Annotated in this window: 13 protein-coding genes and 1 riboswitch; of the genes, 4 read left to right on the plus strand and 9 right to left on the minus strand. The window is 59.4% G+C overall.

All coding sequences use genetic code 11. The annotated features are described in order from the left end of the window. Positions 1 to 40 precede the first annotated feature (40 nt). Complete coding sequence (gene putA, locus ACTJKV_RS20925) at positions 41 to 3,724, plus strand: trifunctional transcriptional regulator/proline dehydrogenase/L-glutamate gamma-semialdehyde dehydrogenase (RefSeq protein ID WP_440599394.1); 3,684 nt, start codon at positions 41 to 43, stop codon at positions 3,722 to 3,724. Between the two features lie 64 nt (positions 3,725 to 3,788). Here putA and amaB read toward each other — a convergent pair whose 3' ends face one another. Beyond that, positions 3,789 to 5,315 carry an L-piperidine-6-carboxylate dehydrogenase gene (amaB, locus tag ACTJKV_RS20930; protein ID WP_440599395.1) on the minus strand — a complete coding sequence of 509 codons (1,527 nt, stop codon included), beginning with the start codon at positions 5,313 to 5,315 and terminating at the stop codon, positions 3,789 to 3,791. 166 nt (positions 5,316 to 5,481) lie between these two features. Here amaB and ACTJKV_RS20935 point away from each other — a divergent pair, with 166 nt between their 5' ends. Further along, positions 5,482 to 6,384 (plus strand): LysR family transcriptional regulator, encoded by a 903-nt coding sequence (locus tag ACTJKV_RS20935; protein WP_440599396.1) that lies wholly within the window; start codon positions 5,482 to 5,484, stop codon positions 6,382 to 6,384. A gap of 27 nt (positions 6,385 to 6,411) precedes the next feature. Here ACTJKV_RS20935 and ACTJKV_RS20940 read toward each other — a convergent pair whose 3' ends face one another. Together ACTJKV_RS20940 and ACTJKV_RS20945 are read right to left on the minus strand one after the other, a co-directional pair. After that, entirely contained in the window at positions 6,412 to 7,299 is an 888-nt protein-coding gene (locus ACTJKV_RS20940) for a DMT family transporter (RefSeq protein ID WP_440599397.1), read from the minus strand. A 194-nt stretch (positions 7,300 to 7,493) separates the two neighbouring features. Beyond that, positions 7,494 to 8,708, minus strand: coding sequence for an adenylate/guanylate cyclase domain-containing protein (locus tag ACTJKV_RS20945; RefSeq protein WP_440599398.1), 1,215 nt, complete (start codon positions 8,706 to 8,708; stop codon positions 7,494 to 7,496). A gap of 213 nt (positions 8,709 to 8,921) precedes the next feature. On the opposite strand from ACTJKV_RS20945, the gene ACTJKV_RS20950 reads away from it, so the two are divergent. Continuing rightward, on the plus strand, positions 8,922 to 10,232 hold the full coding sequence (locus tag ACTJKV_RS20950) for a UDP-glucose dehydrogenase family protein (RefSeq protein WP_113262016.1): 1,311 nt from the start codon (positions 8,922 to 8,924) through the stop codon (positions 10,230 to 10,232). Positions 10,233 to 10,250: 18 nt separating this feature from the next. Then, the gene (locus ACTJKV_RS20955; RefSeq protein ID WP_440599399.1) at positions 10,251 to 11,267 is read left to right on the plus strand and encodes an NAD-dependent epimerase; all 1,017 of its coding nucleotides are present in this window, start codon (positions 10,251 to 10,253) and stop codon (positions 11,265 to 11,267) included. 19 nt (positions 11,268 to 11,286) lie between these two features. Here the strand turns inward: ACTJKV_RS20955 and ACTJKV_RS20960 are convergent, their stop codons facing one another. The 6 genes from ACTJKV_RS20960 to ACTJKV_RS20985 all read right to left on the minus strand — a co-directional run bounded on the left by ACTJKV_RS20960 (position 11,287) and on the right by ACTJKV_RS20985 (position 17,969). After that, positions 11,287 to 11,598, minus strand: a complete 312-nt coding sequence (locus ACTJKV_RS20960) for a hypothetical protein (RefSeq protein WP_440599400.1) — start codon at positions 11,596 to 11,598, stop codon at positions 11,287 to 11,289. A gap of 189 nt (positions 11,599 to 11,787) precedes the next feature. Next, complete coding sequence (locus ACTJKV_RS20965; RefSeq protein ID WP_440599401.1) at positions 11,788 to 12,246, minus strand: pseudoazurin; 459 nt, start codon at positions 12,244 to 12,246, stop codon at positions 11,788 to 11,790. Beyond that, complete coding sequence (locus tag ACTJKV_RS20970; RefSeq protein WP_440599402.1) at positions 12,243 to 13,031, minus strand: ABC transporter ATP-binding protein; 789 nt, start codon at positions 13,029 to 13,031, stop codon at positions 12,243 to 12,245. Before ACTJKV_RS20970 ends, ACTJKV_RS20965 begins: the two co-directional genes overlap by 4 nt. Next, positions 13,028 to 14,047, minus strand: a complete 1,020-nt coding sequence (locus tag ACTJKV_RS20975; RefSeq protein ID WP_440599403.1) for a FecCD family ABC transporter permease — start codon at positions 14,045 to 14,047, stop codon at positions 13,028 to 13,030. The genes ACTJKV_RS20970 and ACTJKV_RS20975 overlap by 4 nt, the downstream gene beginning before the upstream one ends. 4 nt (positions 14,048 to 14,051) lie before the next feature. After that, positions 14,052 to 15,077, minus strand: coding sequence for an ABC transporter substrate-binding protein (locus ACTJKV_RS20980; RefSeq protein WP_440599404.1), 1,026 nt, complete (start codon positions 15,075 to 15,077; stop codon positions 14,052 to 14,054). A gap of 196 nt (positions 15,078 to 15,273) precedes the next feature. Further along, positions 15,274 to 15,494: riboswitch (cobalamin riboswitch) on the minus strand. A 135-nt stretch (positions 15,495 to 15,629) separates the two neighbouring features. Beyond that, positions 15,630 to 17,969, minus strand: a complete 2,340-nt coding sequence (locus tag ACTJKV_RS20985) for a glucose/quinate/shikimate family membrane-bound PQQ-dependent dehydrogenase (protein WP_111850841.1) — start codon at positions 17,967 to 17,969, stop codon at positions 15,630 to 15,632. Positions 17,970 to 18,032: the final 63 nt, after the last annotated feature.

Consider the following 18,032-nt stretch of genomic DNA (forward strand, 5'->3'; position numbering starts at 1 on the left):
CCACCTCATCTTTTCACGAATCCAATCGAGGGCCGATCCGATGGCGGGAACTGTATCCACCGTTGCACTGACTGAAGCGACAACGCCAGTTGGCATTTTTGACCGTTTCGCACCGCAGGTCCGAGAACAGAGCGCGCTCCGCCAAGCGATCACCGCAGCCTATCGCCGCTCTGAACCAGAATGCCTTGCACCCCTTCTCGACGCGGCGAGCGTCAGCGACAGCGAAGCCCAGACGATCAAAGCAACGGCCCGCCGACTGATCGAGGCGCTGCGCGCGAAAGCCAGGGGTACAGGCGTCGAGGGATTGGTGCAGGAATATTCCCTCTCCAGCCAGGAAGGCGTGGCGCTGATGTGCCTTGCCGAAGCGCTGTTGCGCATTCCCGACACGGCGACACGCGATGCGCTGATCCGCGACAAGATCGCCACCGGCGATTGGAAATCGCATCTCGGCGGCGGTCGGTCGCTTTTCGTCAATGCCGCGACCTGGGGCCTCGTCATCACCGGCAAGCTGACCTCGACTGTCAACGACAGGGGCCTGTCTGCCGCGCTGACGAAGCTGATCTCCCGTGCCGGAGAGCCGGTCATACGTCGTGGCGTCGATATGGCGATGCGCATGATGGGCGAGCAGTTCGTCACCGGCCAGACCATCGAGGAAGCCATCAGCCGCTCGCGACCGCTCGAAGCCAAGGGCTTCCAGTATTCCTATGACATGCTGGGCGAAGCGGCGACGACTGCCAAGGACGCCGAACGCTATTACCGCGACTACGAGCAGGCGATCCACGCCATCGGCAAGGCGTCCGCCGGGCGTGGCGTCTATGGTGGACCTGGCATTTCCATCAAGCTTTCTGCACTCCATCCGCGCTATTCCCGCTCGCAAGCCGAGCGGGTGATGGCGGAACTTCTGCCGCGCGTGAAGGCGCTGATGGTTTTGGCGAAGAGCTACGACATCGGCCTCAACATCGACGCGGAAGAGGCTGACCGTTTGGAGATTTCGCTCGATCTGCTGGAATCATTGGCGCTCGACACCGATCTTGGCAACTGGTCCGGCCTTGGCTTCGTCGTTCAGGCCTATGGCCGCCGCTGCCCCTTCGTGCTCGACTACATTATCGATCTCGCGCGCCGCTCCAACCGCCGCATCATGGTGCGGCTGGTGAAGGGTGCTTATTGGGACGCCGAAATCAAGCGCGCTCAACTCGACGGTTTGGAAGACTTCCCAGTCTTCACCCGCAAGGTCCACACCGATGTGTCCTACATCGCCTGCGCCCGAAAGCTGTTGGCTGCGCGGGACGTCATCTTCCCGCAGTTTGCCACCCACAATGCGCAGTCGATGGCGACGATCTACCATCTCGCTGGCCCAGACTTCAAAATCGGCGACTATGAGTTTCAGTGCCTGCATGGCATGGGCGAGCCGCTTTACAGCGAAGTCGTCGGCAAACAGAATCTTGATCGTCCGTGCCGTTTCTACGCGCCTGTCGGGACGCACGAAACGCTCTTGGCCTATCTCGTTCGTCGGTTGCTGGAAAATGGCGCCAACTCTTCCTTCGTCAACCGCATTGCCGATCCGAATGTGCCCGTCGATTCTCTACTGGAAGACCCGGTCGCTGTGGTAAGGGCGATGCCGGTCCCCGGCGCCCAGCATGACAAGATCGCCAAGCCTGAAGCGCTTTATGGCGCAAGGGTGAACTCCAGCGGCCTGGACCTAGCCGATGAAAATGCACTCGCCGCACTGAGTGCCGCACTTTCCGACAGCGTTACGATGAAGTGGAAGGCTGCTGCCCCCAACGCCTCCGGAGAGACGCGCCCGGTAAGGAACCCCGGCGACCACAACGACATCGTTGGCTATGTGACGGAACCGACGCAGGAGGATGTCGCTACGGCGCTGGAGGTCGCAGCTTCCTCATCATGGCCGCAGTCCAGCACCGAGACACGCGCCTACTGCCTGGAAAAGGCAGCGGACCTCATGCAGGCGCGGATGCCGACGCTGCTTGGCCTCATCATGCGCGAAGCCGGGAAATCGGCTCCCAACGCTATCGCGGAAGTGCGGGAAGCCATCGACTTCCTGCGCTACTACGCGGCGGAAGCACGCAGCACATTCGGCCTGCTGCAACAGCCACTCGGACCCATCGTCTGCATCAGCCCATGGAACTTCCCGCTGGCGATCTTCATCGGCCAAGTTGCGGCGGCTCTCGTTGCCGGCAACCCTGTTCTGGCAAAGCCTGCGGAAGAAACGCCGCTGATCGCAGCCGAAGGCGTACGACTTCTGCACGAAGCCGGGGTTCCTGCCGATGCGGTTCAGCTTCTGCCAGGTGCAGGTCAGACCGGCGCGCAGCTCGTCGCGGCTCCACAGACAGCCGGCGTGATGTTCACCGGCTCCACCGAGGTGGCGCGCCTGATCCAGAAGCAGCTTGCCGAGCGCGTTTCGAGCGACGGACGTACCATTCCGCTGATTGCCGAGACCGGCGGCCAGAACGCCATGATCGTCGACTCCTCGGCGCTTGCCGAACAGGTGGTGGCAGACGTGATCGCTTCGGCTTTCGACAGCGCCGGCCAGCGCTGCTCGGCGCTTCGCGTTCTTTGCCTGCAGGACGATGTGGCTGAGCGGACACTGACGATGCTGAAGGGCGCGCTCCATGAATTGCGCATCGGCCGTACGGATCAGCTTTCGGTCGATGTCGGCCCGGTGATCAGCGCGGAAGCCAAGGACAATATCGAAAAACATATCGAAGCCATGCGCGGTCTCGGCAACACGATCGAGCAGATTTCGCTCGCCGGTGACAGTCAGAACGGCACCTTCGTGCCGCCAACCATCATCGAGCTCAAGTCGCTTGCCGACCTGAAGCGCGAAGTCTTCGGCCCTGTCCTGCATGTCATCCGCTTCAAGCGCGAAAAGCTTGATCGGCTGATCGACGACATCAATGCAACCGGTTACGGCCTGACCTTTGGTCTGCATACGCGCCTTGATGCGACGATCGCGCATGTTCTGTCGCGGGTGAAGGCGGGCAACCTCTATGTCAACCGCAACATTATCGGTGCAGTCGTTGGGGTTCAGCCCTTCGGCGGTCGCGGCCTTTCCGGCACAGGCCCCAAGGCAGGCGGGCCGCTCTATCTCGGCAGGCTGACACGGGTTGCTCCGCTGGTGGAGCGCGCTGCTCAGCATAAGGACCAGGCGGTTATCGATCTGGCCCAATGGCTGGATGGCAAGAACGAAACGCAGGCGGCGGAAGTGGCAAGAACCTCGGCACAGTCGTCAGCACTTGGCTTCGAGACGGAGCTTGCCGGTCCGGTTGGCGAGCGCAATATTTACGCGCTTCATCCGCGCGGCAAAGTCTTGCTGGCGCCGGTCTCCACGAACGGCCTTTATCGCCAGCTTGCGGCGGCACTTGCGAGCGGCAACACCATCGTCATCGACAGGGACAGCGGTCTGGAAGACGCTCTGGCAACGGCCCCGGCATCGGTCAAGACACGCCTGTCGTGGAGCGCCGACTGGCAGGCCGCTGGACCTTTCGCAGGAGCGCTGGTCGAGGGTGACGCGGATCGCGTTCGCGCCGTCAACAGCCGGATCGCCACGCTGGAAGGCCCGCTCGTGCTGGTTCAGGCCGCATCGATGGAAGAGGTTCAGGGCGTAAATCAGCCCTACAATCTCAACTGGCTGCTCGAAGAAGTGTCGGTCAGCGTCAACACGACGGCTGCCGGCGGCAATGCCAGCCTGATGTCGATTGGCTGAACGAAAAAGGCTGGCAGGAAAATTCTCTGCCAGCCTTTCGGCTCTTCGCGTTAGTCGCGCGACTTTACTCGATGTCGAACGACACACCCTGCGCCAGAGGCAACGCCTTGGAGTAGTTCACCGTATTGGTGGCGCGGCGCATATAGGCCTTCCACGAGTCCGAACCGGATTCACGGCCGCCGCCGGTTTCCTTCTCACCGCCGAATGCACCGCCGATTTCGGCACCGGAGGTGCCGATATTGACGTTGGCGATGCCGCAGTCCGAGCCATCGGCCGCGAGGAAACGTTCGGCTTCCTGAAGGTCTTTCGTGAAAATGGACGAGGAGAGACCGGCCGCGACGGCGTTGTGCGCCTCAATCGCAGAATCAAGATCGGAATACTTCATCACATAGAGGATCGGCGCGAAGGTTTCTTCCAGAACCGGGCCGACCTGCTTGGGCATTTCCACGAGTGCGGGCTTTACGTAATAGCCATTGGCAGACCCTGTATCGACGCGCTCGCCGCCGGCGACCACACCGCCATGCGCCTTAGCCTCTTCGAGTGCCTTCTGCATGCCATCGAATGCCGCCTTATCGACCAGCGGGCCAACGAGGGCAGACGTTTCAAGCGGATTGCCTACGGAGACGGAAGCATAAGCCTTCTTCAGGCGCGGCACCAGTTGATCGTAGACGCTGTCATGCACGAAGAGGCGGCGCAGCGTCGTGCAGCGCTGGCCCGCCGTTCCCATGGCACCGAAGGCGATGGCGCGCAGCGCCATGTCGAGGTCCGCCGATGGGCAAACGATACCAGCATTGTTGCCGCCAAGCTCGAGGATGGCACGGGCAAAACGTTTGGCAAGACGCGGACCGACATCGCGACCCATGCGTGTGGAGCCTGTGGCCGAGACCAGCGGGACCTTCGGATGATCGACCAAAGCTTCGCCCACCGCGCGATCGCCGATCAAAAGCTGGCTGAGACCTTCCGGCGCATCGCCAAAGCGGGCGACCGCGCGCTCGAAAATACCCTGCACGGCAAGCGCCGTCAGCGGTGTCTTTTCCGACGGCTTCCAGACGACGGAGTTACCGCAGACGATGGCAAGCGCTGCATTCCAGGACCAGACGGCAACGGGGAAGTTAAAGGCGGAAATGACGCCGACGACGCCGAGCGGATGCCAGGTTTCCATCATGCGATGGCCGGGGCGTTCCGTCGCAATCGTCAGGCCGTAAAGCTGGCGGGACAGACCAACGGCGAAATCGCAGATGTCGATCATCTCCTGAACTTCACCCAGGCCTTCCGACGGGATCTTGCCGGCTTCGAGCGAGACGAGGCGACCGAGATCGGTCTTGAAGGCGCGCAGCTCTTCACCGAGAAGCCGGATCAACTCGCCACGCCGCGGCGCGGGAACCAGGCGCCAGGCGCGGAACGCGGTATCCGCCTTCTCGACGATACCTGTGACCTCTGCAGGGGAAACCGTCTTGAGGCTCGCGACCTGCTCGCCCGTCACGGGGCTGAAGGAGGCCATGTCGCCACCCTGATAGAGATCGGACGAGACGCCCATCTTGGACAGAAGCGCGGCTGCTTCCTTCACGACATCGACTTTGGCTGCGGACATATTCTGGCTCCTGACGATTTTCGCCACCTGTTGTTCCGGCACGCGGGAGATGGCTCGGGGCAGTTGGTCGGGTGCGAACCACCCATTTCATTCTCTTTCCAGATCATATACGTCTGGAACCACCCATTTCAAATGAGGAAAGCGGGTGGGTTGATGCGAGGCAGGAATGGATACGCGCAGACGACTGGTTCCCGATATCGTCACGCTGCAGGCGTTTGAATGTGCTGCACGGCATGGAAACTTTACCCGGGCGGCGGAAGAATTGAACCTGACGCAAAGTGCGGTCAGCCGGCAGATCAGCGACCTCGAGGCACAGACCGGCATGCTGCTCTTCGAGCGCATCAGACGGCGGGTTGTACTCTCCGATGCGGGCCGCAAGTTCCTGCCCGACGTGCAGAAGCTTTTGCACCAGTCCGAGCAGTTGATGGTGCGCGCAGTCACGGCCGGGACCTCCAGCGCCTCGCTCTCCATCGCCACATTGCCCACCTTCGGCAGCCGCTGGCTGACCCCTCGCCTGCACAAATTCATGGCGCTTTACCCGGAAACGGTTCTGACCGTCGGATCGCGATCCCAGCCTTTCGATTTCGACGAAGAGAGTTTCGATATCGCAATCCATTACGGACAGCCGGTCTGGGCACGCGGCACCTGCACCTTCCTCTGCAACGAGGTCATCGTCCCGGTCGCAAGCCCGTCGCTACTCGCGAAACACACGCCCAAGACCCATGCAGACCTCTTGTCCAAGCCTCTGTTGCACGTCACCACCCGCCCAAAACTCTGGACCGATTGGTTCGAGATGAACGGCATCGCGTCGGAGGGCGCATATCGCGGCAGCCGCTTCGACCAGTTTTCGATGTTGATTGAAGCGACGATCAGTGGACTTGGCTTCGCGCTTCTGCCGAAATATCTGATCGAGGCCGAGCTGGTGTCAGGCCAGTTGGCCGTGGTGTTCGATGTACCGCTCGCGACCGACAAGAGTTACCACATCGCTCTTCCGGAGGGGCGGCAGGACAATGTACTGGCGCAAGCGTTTCAGACCTGGCTTCTGGAGCAGGTCGGTAAGCCGCTGTAGCGCCTGGACATCCTAAAGCCAGCTTCGCTACAGGCGATTGCGGAAAAACGGATTCCAGCGCACGGTCCCAAGCCGGATCTTTTCACGCATCATCGTGAGCAGCCCGGCACTGGCGATCACGATCAGGCCAAACACCGCAAGCGTATCCGGATACTCGGCGAAGAAGAAAGCGCCGATCCCCACCGCCCAGAGGATTTGTGAATAATGCGACGGCGCAATCTGGCTGGCAGGCGCGATCTTCGTTGCCGTCAGCAACGTGATCTGGCCGACCGCCGTGCAAATGCCGATGATGATAAAGGCGCCGACCTGATGCAGTGTCGGGACGTGAAAATGCGGAATAGCCAAAATGCCGTTGAAGGTCAGGCCGTAAACCAGCAGCACGCCCATGATCGAGGTGCGCTTTTCACGACCGGCAAGAGAACGCAAAATGACGATCGTCATCGCCGCCAGAAGAGCGACACCGACTGCCGCCAGGTGACCGAGTTCCAAGGCCTTGAAGCCCGGTCGCACGACAAGGAACACGCCGACAATTCCGGCAAAAACTGCGGACCAGCGCCAGAGCCCGATGTCTTCCTTCAGCACCACTGCGGAGAGGATGGTGACGAACAGCGGGGAGAGAAAGATCAGCGCATAGGCTTCTGCCAAGGGCAGCGTCGTGAAGGCGTAGATGCCGAGAATGCCCGCGAGCAGGCCTGAGACTGCGCGCCCATGCACCGCAAAAGGCCGGCTCATGCGCCAGAATTCGCGCCACCGTTCTTCCCGTGGCTTGGTGAAGAAGATGATGGCGGCAGACGACAGGATACTGAAGAAGCCGATCTCGAACACCGAAACCTGGTGACCAAGCGACTTGATCGTGGCGTCTCCCCAGGAAAAGCTGGCGTAAGCGAGCAGTCCGAGAAGAAAACCTTTTTGCATGACGAACAATCCAGACGGTAACGGCAAAGACATGGGCGAGCCGGTCTGCGATCGCGGCTAAATGCGCGTCAGATCATGATGATTGGTGGCTCCTCAATACAAGGGCTACGCCTCATGCTCCACACGCACAAGGCGAAAATACACAAAAGCGGTACCACTGACATTTCAGCAACGGTCGGTTTGTTGGTGGATGATCAAGCCAGTTCGGGGTCGATGGTGAAGAGTTCATGTGCTCTCGCAAAGCCGCGCAGGGCGTACCGCCCGAGCGACACCATCAGCGCCTGCATCTCTTCAGGGCAAGTGGCGACGAAATCCCGCGACATCACCGTGTCGCGATCAACCGAACCGCACAGACCCCCGATGCGGCTGACCATGTTGACTGCCGGGCCGACCACGGTGAAATCGAGGCGCCCTCGGCTGCCGATATTGCCATAGAAAACCTCACCGACATGGAGACCGAGATAGACATCTGTCGTCGGAAGGTCTCTCGTGTGACGCTCATGGTTCAAAACGGAAAGGCGTGTCCGCATCGTCATTTCTGCGGCAAGTGCTGCGGCACAATCATCCTGCCGGTTGCCACTTCGGAAGATCGCCAGCACGCCATCGCCGATCAGTTTCAGCACGCTGCCGCCATGCGCGTGGATCGCATCGATGACGAGACCGGCGTAATCATTAAGAAACGGGATGATCTGATCCGGCTTGGCGCGATCGGAAATGCCGGTGAAATCCCGAAGATCGGAAAACCACAGGACCGCTTCGATCCGCTCAACTTCTCCTCTTGTGATCGTGCCACTCATCACCTTACGACCGGCATCGCGGCCAAGATAGACATCCGTAATCGTTTCGATGATGCGCATGCAGCAGGCCGTTTTAACGGCCAGTGCCAGTGTTGGCAGCAGCATGCGCAACGCAGCCAACTCATCGTCGTGAAAGCCCTCCGGCTGCCGGGTGAGCCAGCGGGAATAAAAGGCACTCATTTCCCCGATGCTACCACGCTCCGTAAAACGATGGATGGACGCGATGTAGTCGGTATGACCCGCATTGCGCAGCTCATCCAGCTTGTAGAAGCTCGCCGGTTCATTGAGGAACAACCGCTGCCTGATCTCTTCCGCATCCTCTTTCAAAAGATGGAAGAAGACGGAGCTCTCCCAAGCCTCACGCGCCGTACCCTCATCGGTGAAATCATAGACACTGGATGAATTGACGGTATCGCGGCTGTCCCACTGGAAGGCATGCCCCTCGAAATCCGGGTGGAGCGTGTCCATCAGGACCAAAGCCGAGGAAATGGAGATGCCAGCAGCGTTGCAGCGTTCGCAAAAGCCCGCCAGAAGCTCCTCTTCCGGCGTGCCCTCATAGCCCTGTCGAGAGAGCCAGAATGCAATTTCCTGGAGAGTGTTGGGTTGGGTCATGAAGTTCCTGCGGCAAGAAGGCGTTACTGATAGTAAAGGGAGAATAGCTTGAAGAGCCGTTTGGTTTTATTCGGTACAAAAAAATTTTACTATTCTCGTTGAAATCCGTTTGTGTGCTTGTGAATGCAGAGGAAGGCAGATAAATAGCAATTTTAGAGACAATATTTAAGTCGCTGAGTGGCTTTACCGCCCAGCCTGGAAAAAGGTTGTTTAATGCGTATTGTGATGATTGGATCAGGTTACGTCGGCTTGGTTTCTGGCGCCTGCTTTGCTGATTTCGGCCATGACGTGATCTGCGTCGACAAGATGCCGGAAAAGATCGACGCGTTGAAGAACGGGCAGATCCCGATTTTTGAGCCTGGTCTCGATGTCATTGTTTCCACCAATGCCAAGGCCGGCCGGCTGAGCTTCACCACTGATCTGAAAACGGCTGTTGCAGATGCGGATGTTGTTTTCATCGCCGTCGGCACGCCATCGCGCCGCGGTGACGGCCATGCCGATCTCGGCTATGTCTACGCGGCAGCGAAGGAAATCGCAGCAGCCATCACCGGCTTTACCGTCATCGTCACCAAGTCCACCGTGCCTGTCGGCACCGGTGACGAGGTGGAGCGCATCATCCGTGAGGAAAACCCGACTGCGGATTTTGCCGTCGTTTCCAACCCGGAGTTTCTGCGCGAAGGTGCGGCAATCGACGATTTCAAGCGTCCCGACCGTATCGTCGTTGGCCTCTCCGACGAGCGCGCACGTCCGGTGATGACGGAAGTGTATCGTCCGCTCTATCTCAACCAGTCGCCACTTCTCTTCACCACCCGGCGCACCTCCGAACTGATCAAGTATGCCGCCAATGCATTCCTGGCGATGAAGATCACCTTCATCAACGAAATCGCCGACCTTTGCGAAAAGGTGGGGGGCGATGTGCAGGACGTGTCGCGCGGCATTGGCCTCGATGGCCGCATCGGCTCGAAATTCCTTCACGCGGGGCCGGGTTACGGCGGCTCCTGCTTCCCCAAGGATACGCTGGCACTTGCCAAGACCGCGCAGGACTATGACAGCCCGGTTCGTCTGATCGAGGCAACGATTTCTGTGAACGACAACCGCAAGCGCGCCATGGGCCGCAAAGTCATCGCAGCCGCTGGCGGGGATATCCGCGGCAAGAAGGTGGCCGTTCTCGGATTGACCTTCAAGCCGAACACCGACGACATGCGCGACAGCCCGGCGATTACCGTCATCCAGACATTGCAAGATGCCGGAGCGAAAGTTACAGCCTATGACCCGGAAGGCATGGCGAATGCCAAGCCTTTGATTGAGGGCATCGATTATGCGCAGGGGCCTTATGAGGCGGCGCAGGATGCCGAAGCGCTGGTGATCGTGACCGAATGGAACCAGTTCCGCGCGCTCGATCTCGCCCGTCTCAAAAGCACCATGAAGAGCCCTGTCCTCGTTGATCTGCGCAACATCTACCGCGCCGACGAAGTCACAGCCCATGGCTTCGCCTATTCGAGCATCGGCCGCTCGGAACAGTAACGGAAGGTCTGCACACCCATGCGTTATCTGATTACCGGCACGGCAGGTTTCATCGGCTTTCATCTCGCCAAGCGATTGCTGGACGATGGTCACTTCGTCGTCGGCTTTGACGGGATGACGCAATATTACGATGTGGCGCTGAAGGAAAAGCGGCACGCGATCCTATCCCGCTCGAACGGCTTCAAAGCTCAGATCGGCATGCTGGAAGATGCCGATGCGCTCAACCGCGCGGCCGATCTCGCTGAGCCGGAGGTGATCATCCATCTCGCGGCGCAGGCGGGCGTTCGCTACAGCATCGAGTGCCCCAAAGACTATGTGAACTCGAACCTCATCGGCTCCTGGAATATTCTGGAGCTGGCGAAAAATCTCCAGCCAAAGCATCTTCTGCTCGCCTCGACCTCCTCGATCTACGGCTCGAATGAGAAAGTGCCCTTTGCCGAGAGCGACCGCGCCGACGAGCCGATGACGATCTATGCGGCCACCAAGAAGTCGATGGAGCTGATGGCGCATAGCTACGCGCATCTCCACAAGGTACCGACGACCGCCTTCCGCTTCTTCACGGTCTATGGTCCCTTTGGCCGTCCCGATATGGCGCTGTTCAAGTTCGTCGATGCCATCCTCAAGGGCCAGCCGATCGATATCTACGGCGAAGGCATGATGAGCCGTGACTTCACCTATATCGACGATCTGGTGGAAGGCATCATCCGCCTCAGCCACATTGCGCCTTCCGAAGACAATCGCGTCATCGAAGAGGGTGTGACCGATACGCTGTCGAAGCACGCACCGTTCCGTGTGGTCAATATTGGCGGTGGCCAACCGGTCGAATTGATGCGCTTCGTCGAAACGGTGGAAACGGTCCTTGGCCAGAAGGCCATCCGCAACATGCTGCCAATGCAACAGGGCGACGTGCCGCGCACCTATGCCTCACCGGATCTGTTGCGTGCACTCACGAACTATGCGCCGGAAACGCCCGTCGAAACAGGCGTCCAGCATTTCGTCGAATGGTACCGGGGCTGGCGCAACGGAACTGTCTAAGACCCTGCGGTCTTAGATATTACACCTCGGTCCCTTCACCGTCACGGCCTTGCAACAAGCCTAGAACGGCTGCGCAGTTCGGATCGCCCTTATCCAGCAATTGCGCCGGTGACGTCCAGCCGAAGGTGAAACCGACAACGGTGGCGATCGCCCAGGCCGGGTCTTCGCCGGCGCGTTTGAGAAGCTGCGGCGTCTGGCTGGCAACGCAACGCTGCGATTGCTGGATGATCTCAGTAGACGCATTTGCACGATCGAGTTGTTCGCGCATTTCCGCCTGAAGCGGATCGACGACGAACAGCGTGATGAACCATGCGGCGATATCGGAAAGCATGAGGGGCCTCTGCAGCCTCGGCGTGGTGTCGGAAAAGGTCCGACATCGTGAAAGCGCCGAGACTTTCACCAGAGGGGCCCGGACCAGCGGGTTGAGGCAGATGTAGGAAGAGCGCCTACCGCTTCAAGACCATCGGTCAGACTTTCCGATAGATGTTGCGGAAAGAGCGCCTGACCTACTGTCAATTGCTCAGGGTTTGCCTTGATCTGCCTCCACCTCGGCAAAAAGAGCGTCGAGACGTGGCTTGGCGCGGGCTGGCAGTGCCACGCTTCTGTAGTGTTCCGGCAGGCTACCCTTACCCACCTTGATCAACATGACCATGCCCATACCAAAATGCGGTGAGCATTTGATGCCGTAGAAGCCCTGCTGATCGAAAGTGACTTCAATCTCCTCGTTGATCTTGCTCTTGAAACCCTTCGCCCCCTCTGGAACCATGCCGTCGATGGTCGCGGCATTGTGGCGCTTATGCGTGGCGATGAACTTCACCGTGTCGCCAGGCTGGAGGTGAAGATAATCGGGTTCGAAAACCATCGAACCCTTTTTACCCTGATTGAGCATCCTGACCTCGAAGTTCTCCGCAAAGGCGAGACCCGCACTCAGCGACAAAGCGACGGCGGCCGTAGCAATGGATAGCAACAATTTCATCATGTCGTCCTTACTGGGTAGATCAAAGTCGGGGCGCGATAGCGGATGTGACAGGCATCCTTGCCTTCTCGTTCCACATCGACATGAACGCCGAACACATCGAGGATGAGGTCCGGGGTCAGCACGTTGCAAGGCTTACCCATCGCGACAAGCGCTCCCGCCTTCAACACGGCAACCCTGTCACAAAACATCGCCGCGTGATTGAGATCATGCAAGGCGGCGGCCACTGTCAGTTTCTGCTGCTGAACCAGATGCAGAAGTGCGATCTGGTGTCCGATATCGAGATGGTTGGTCGGCTCGTCGAGGAGCAGGATCTTCGGCTGCTGCGCCAAAGCGCGGGCAATATGCAGACGCTGCCGCTCTCCGCCGGACAGCGTATGCCACATCCGTCTCCCGAAGCCCTCCATATCGACGTCATGCAACGCCTGATCGACAATCTCATCATCTTGAGAAGTCCATGGAGACAGGGCGCCCTTATGCGGAATGCGGCCAAGCTCAACCGCCTGGCGGGCGTTGATGCGCTCCTGCGTCTCCGCCTGCTGCTCGACAAGCGCGACCTGACGCGCCACATCACGGCGCTGAACCTGGTTCAACGACTTGCCATCCAGCAAGACTTCACCGGAGCGCGGTTTTCTCAGGCCAGAGAGCATGGCCATGAGGCTCGTCTTGCCCGACCCGTTGGGTCCGACGATGCCGAGAAACTCGCCGGCAGAAAGATCGAGGCTGATGTTCTTGACGATATCGACGCCGCCCGTCGCCCAGCTTAGGTTGCGCGCTGACAGCATCATGCCGCCCTCCTTCGCTGCGAAAGGATGAGCGCGAAGGCCGGCGCACCAAAGAGTGCGGTAATCACACCAATCGGTAGGACTTGGCCAGCGATGATGGTGCGGGAGAGAATATCGGCAGCGATCATGAAGATGGCGCCGATCAGCGCGGCGGCCGGCAACAGGCGTCCGTGACGAACACCGACAACAAGACGGGCTGCATGGGGAATGACGAGACCGATAAAGCCGATCGATCCGACAATGCTGACCATCACCGCCGTCATCAAGGCAGACGTGCCCGTCAGGACGACATAGACGCGGCGCACGGGAATGCCAAGAGAGGCGGCCGACTCCGCTCCGAAGGTAAAGGCGTCCAGGGCGCGGGCATGCCAGAGGCAGACGATAAGACCGAACATGGCTATGGGAAGGGCAAGCGAGACATCCGTCCAGCGAACGCCGGACAGGTTGCCGAGCAGCCAGAACATGATGCCGCGCGCCTGTTCCGCATTGGCGGCCTTGGTGACAATGAATGAGGTAAGCGCGTTGAACAATTGCGAACCGGCAACGCCGGCCAGAATGATTGCACTGTTACCCCGCCCTGCCCTGAGCGCCAGCAGGCTGACAAGCGCAAAAGCCACGAGCGCACCAAGAAATGCACCGAGCGGCAGTGTCAGCATGCCCGCGCCGAAGCCAAGGAGGGCGACGCTGACCGCGCCGGTCGATGCTCCAGCGGAGATGCCGAGAATATAGGGGTCGGCCAGAGGATTGCGCAGCAGCGATTGCAGCACGACACCGGAGACGGCAAGCGCTGCGCCACAACAGGCGGCAACCACGGCTCGGCTCAAACGATAGTTCCAGATGATCCCCTCATCGATGGCATCCAGTGGATATGCGGCATGCAAGAGGCGATTTGCGACGGTCTTGGCGACAACCTCCATCGGAATGGAGGTTTCGCCAATCGACGCGCCCAGCCAAAGCGCCACCAGAAGACACCCGGCTGCAATGACGGCAGCGCGGGTGTAAAGCAAGGGAGCGGGCATCCTCTTACTTCGCTAGGCCAAGTTGGACGATCTGGTCGGCCAACACCTCGATGCCGTCGATGGTGCGGATCGTCGGGTTCATCGCCTGCGCATCCATGACGACGATATGGTTGTCCTTCACCGCTGGCATCAGGCTTGTAACGGGATCATCTTTCAGGAATTTCAGCTTCACTGCGATATCGTCGGCTGGAAACCGGCGGCGGTCCATCTTGCCTGCGACGATGATCGTGGGGTTGGACTTGGCGATGGTTTCCCAACCTACGGTCGGCCATTCCTCATCACTGTCGATGACATTCTTGATGCCGAGCGCCGACATGATGTAGCCGGGTGCACCATTCTTGCCCGCCACGTAAGGATCGATATCCAGTTCGGCGCTGGAGAACCAGAAGGCAGCCGAGAGCTTGCCGTTCACGGATGCGATCTTCTGACGCGCAGCACCCTCGCGGGCCTTCAGGTCGGCGATGAGCTTCTCACCTCGATCCTGCACGTTGAAGATTTGCGCGAGTTCAGCAATTTCCTGGTAGATCTGGTCCATGTTGAAGACCGAATGTCTGACACCATCGCCGCCGCCCGAATTGTCCTTACCCGTGCAATCGGCAGGCGACGTGTAAACCGGGATACCAAGCTCTTCGAATTGCTCAGGCTTCGCCACGATGCCTTCCGGACCGACATGCCATTGAAACTGAGCGGTTACGAGGTCCGGCTTTTTGGCAACCACACTCTCGAAACTCGGATCATTGTCCGCGAGGCGCTCGACCTTGGCGTTGGCCTCTTCGTATCCCTTGATGACCGGGCCGATCCAGACGGCCGTACCGACCACCTTGTCGGCCAGTCCGAGCAGGTAAAGAATTTCCGTGGTGCTCTGACCGAGAGAAACGGTGCGCTGTGGAGCATGCCGAAAGGTGACGTCCCTGCCGCAATTTTTCAGCGTCAAGGGGTAGGTCGTTTCGGCAGCCTCTGCCGTTTTCGGCACGATCGAGAGCGCAGTGAATGCAGCGGCCAGAAATGCGCCGGTGAAATGAAATGTCATGGTCCGATAATCCCCGAAATCGTCGACGTTGCCGACAAGCAAGACGCCGTCATGTGAGCGCGAATGAAACACTCATTCGACAGCCACGGGGGTGAGACGATCGAGAACGAGGAAAAAAGACAGATGGATGTGAGCGCTGAAGGGCGCAAATAACAATCATGACGTCTCCTGTTCAGGGCATCCCCGCCCGTGACATTGGAATGAACTTATGACGGCAGGTCTCCTGGCTCACGGATGATCGTCTTGCCCGCCTTCCCACGACAATTCGCAGTGGCCTGACGCAGGTGAATGCGCCACGAGTGCTCGACAATCCGCTTACAGTTGCGGGGGCAGCCACGGCATTGGAGATATCCCCTCACCGTGTTCCCTATTATTCCTCACGATCACTCGCTTGGAACCGTCGCCAGCCAGATAGACCTATTTGATCTCGTCCGTCAAGCAAGCTCTTGTAATGTTATTACATATCAAAAACAAGTGGATCATTGTGCTGAGCATAAACGAAATGGCCGGAACGAGGTCCCGGCCATCAAGGGTTTTAGCGAAATGATCCGGTTATGGGAGCGTGTAGGCGATGACATAATCGCCGGGCTTGGTCCCCACCGAACCGTGACCGCCTGCAACCATCACGACATATTGCTTGCCGTCGTCGAGAGCGTAGGTCATCGGCGTGGCCTGCCCACCCGCGGGCAGGCGTGCTTCCCAAAGCTGCTTGCCGCTCGTCAGATCGTAAGCACGCAGATAATCGTCCACCGCTGCGCCGAGGAAAGCGACGCCACCTTTGGTAATCATCGGACCGCCGATACCCGGCACACCGACCTTGAAGGGAAGTGGCAGCGGCGTCATGTCGTAAACGGTGCCGTTCTTGTGCTTATAGGCAACCTTGCCGGTTCTAAGATCGGCACCGGCGACATAGCCCCATGGTGGCGCCTGGCAGGGAATGCCGATCGGGCTCAGGAACGGGCCCATCAGCACGCCATAGGGTGCACCATCATTGCGGTTCAGACCCTGCTCGCTGCCCTTTTCATCCTGACCCCTCGGCGGGATCTGGTCGCGCGGAACGAGCTGTGAGGTAAAGGCGAGATAGGTCGGCATGCCGAACATGACCTGACGTTCGGGATCGACTGCGACGCTGCCCCAGTTGAAAGTACCAAAATTGCCAGGATAGATGATCGATCCATTCAGCGACGGCGGGGTGTAGCGACCTTCGTAGTTCAGCTGATGGAACTTGATGCGGCAGGCGAGCTGATCGAACAGCGAGACACCCCACATGTTCTTTTCCTGCAGCGGTTCCGGCTTGAAGGTCAAGGCAGATGTAGGCTGCGTCGGCGCGGAGAAGTCCTCGGGAATTGCGCCACCAGGTGCCGGCTCTTCGGTCACCGGCAGGATTGGCTCACCCGTCCGACGGTCCAGCACATAGATATCGCCCTGCTTGGTCGGACCGACGAGAGCGGGAACAGATTGACCATCCGGCTTGGTGATATCGAGCAGCACCGGCTGGGCCGGCACATCCATATCCCAGAGATCGTGATGCACCGTCTGCCGGACCCAGCGGTCCTGCCCGGTGTTCACGTCGAGTGCCACGATCGACGAGGAGTACTTCTCTACATTCTCGCTCCGACCCATTCCGAGCTGGTCAGGAACTTGATTTCCCAAAGGGATGTAGACGAGCCCAAGCGCTTCATCGACGCTGAATACGGACCAGCTGTTGGGAGAGTTGGTCGTATAGGTCTGACCCGGCGGAAGCGGTTGGGTTTGGGTAGGGTTTCCGGAATCCCAGTTCCACAGCAGCTCTCCGCTGTTCACATCGAAGGCGCGAATGACGCCCGACTGTTCCTGGGTGGAGTAGTTGTCGTTGACTGCGCCGCCGACGATGATCTTGTTGCCGGCAATGGCGGGCGGCGATGTGGAGTAGTAGTAGCCAGCCGGATTGTACTTCATACCGACTTCGAGATGGAGAACGCCCTGGTCTGCGAATGACGTGCAGACCTTGCCGCTTTCGGCGTCGAGCGCGATCAGACGAGCATCGGATGTTGGCAAATAGACGCGCGCGGCGCATTGCGAGCCTGCCTGAGCGGCTGGATCGGCATAATAAGTCACGCCGCGGCATGTCTGGTGCTGGCGATTGGGATTCAGGCCGACATTCGGATCATATTTCCACTTTTCCTTGCCGGTCGCCGCATCGATGGCGATCGCCCAATTGTGCGGGGTGCAGAGGAAGAGTGTCTTGCCAACCTTCAGCGGCGTTACCTGATACGTCGTTTCGCCAACATCGTCGGGAAGCTTGACGTCGCCGGTTTGATAACGCCAGACCTCCTTCAGATCGCCAACATTGGCAGTGGTGATCTGTGTCAGCGGCGAATAGCGCTGGCCATAGGACGTCCGTCCATATTGATGCCACTCGCCATCCGGAACAGCGTTTCCATAAGAGGGCGCGTTGTTGACGACCTCCGTCGGAAGATTGCCCTCCTGGTCATGCGGGTCCTGCGTCATCGACACGGCGGCCACACCCATGGAAATGACCACAGCCACCAGAAGCGGGACGGCATTTGCTCCGTAGCGAATGCCGGTCGGACTGACAAAACCGAGTGGCTTACGGATCCACGGCATCAGCAGCCAGATGCCGATCACGATGATCAGGCCGCCACGCGGTCCAAGCTGCCACCAGTCGAGACCAACTTCCCACAAGGCCCAGCCGAGCGTCGCGATCACGAAGAGCGCGTAAAAATGCAGCGCCGCCTTGTTTCGCTTGAAGAGAAGAATTGCCGTGATGACGAAGGCAAGCCCGGCGAGAGCGTAATAAAAGCTTCCCCCGAGCATGATAAGTTGAGAACCGAAGCCGAAAAGCGCAAGGCCGACAAGCGCTAGAGCGACAGCAGTAATGGTGACCGCCATGAAGAGCCCCTGTTAATTTCCCTTGGGGCTTAACAGGGTCGAAGACGATAAGTTCCGCAGAAA

The sequence above is a fragment of the Agrobacterium sp. 22117 genome (assembly GCF_052045735.1).
Classification (GTDB): Bacteria; Pseudomonadota; Alphaproteobacteria; order Rhizobiales; family Rhizobiaceae; genus Agrobacterium; species Agrobacterium cavarae.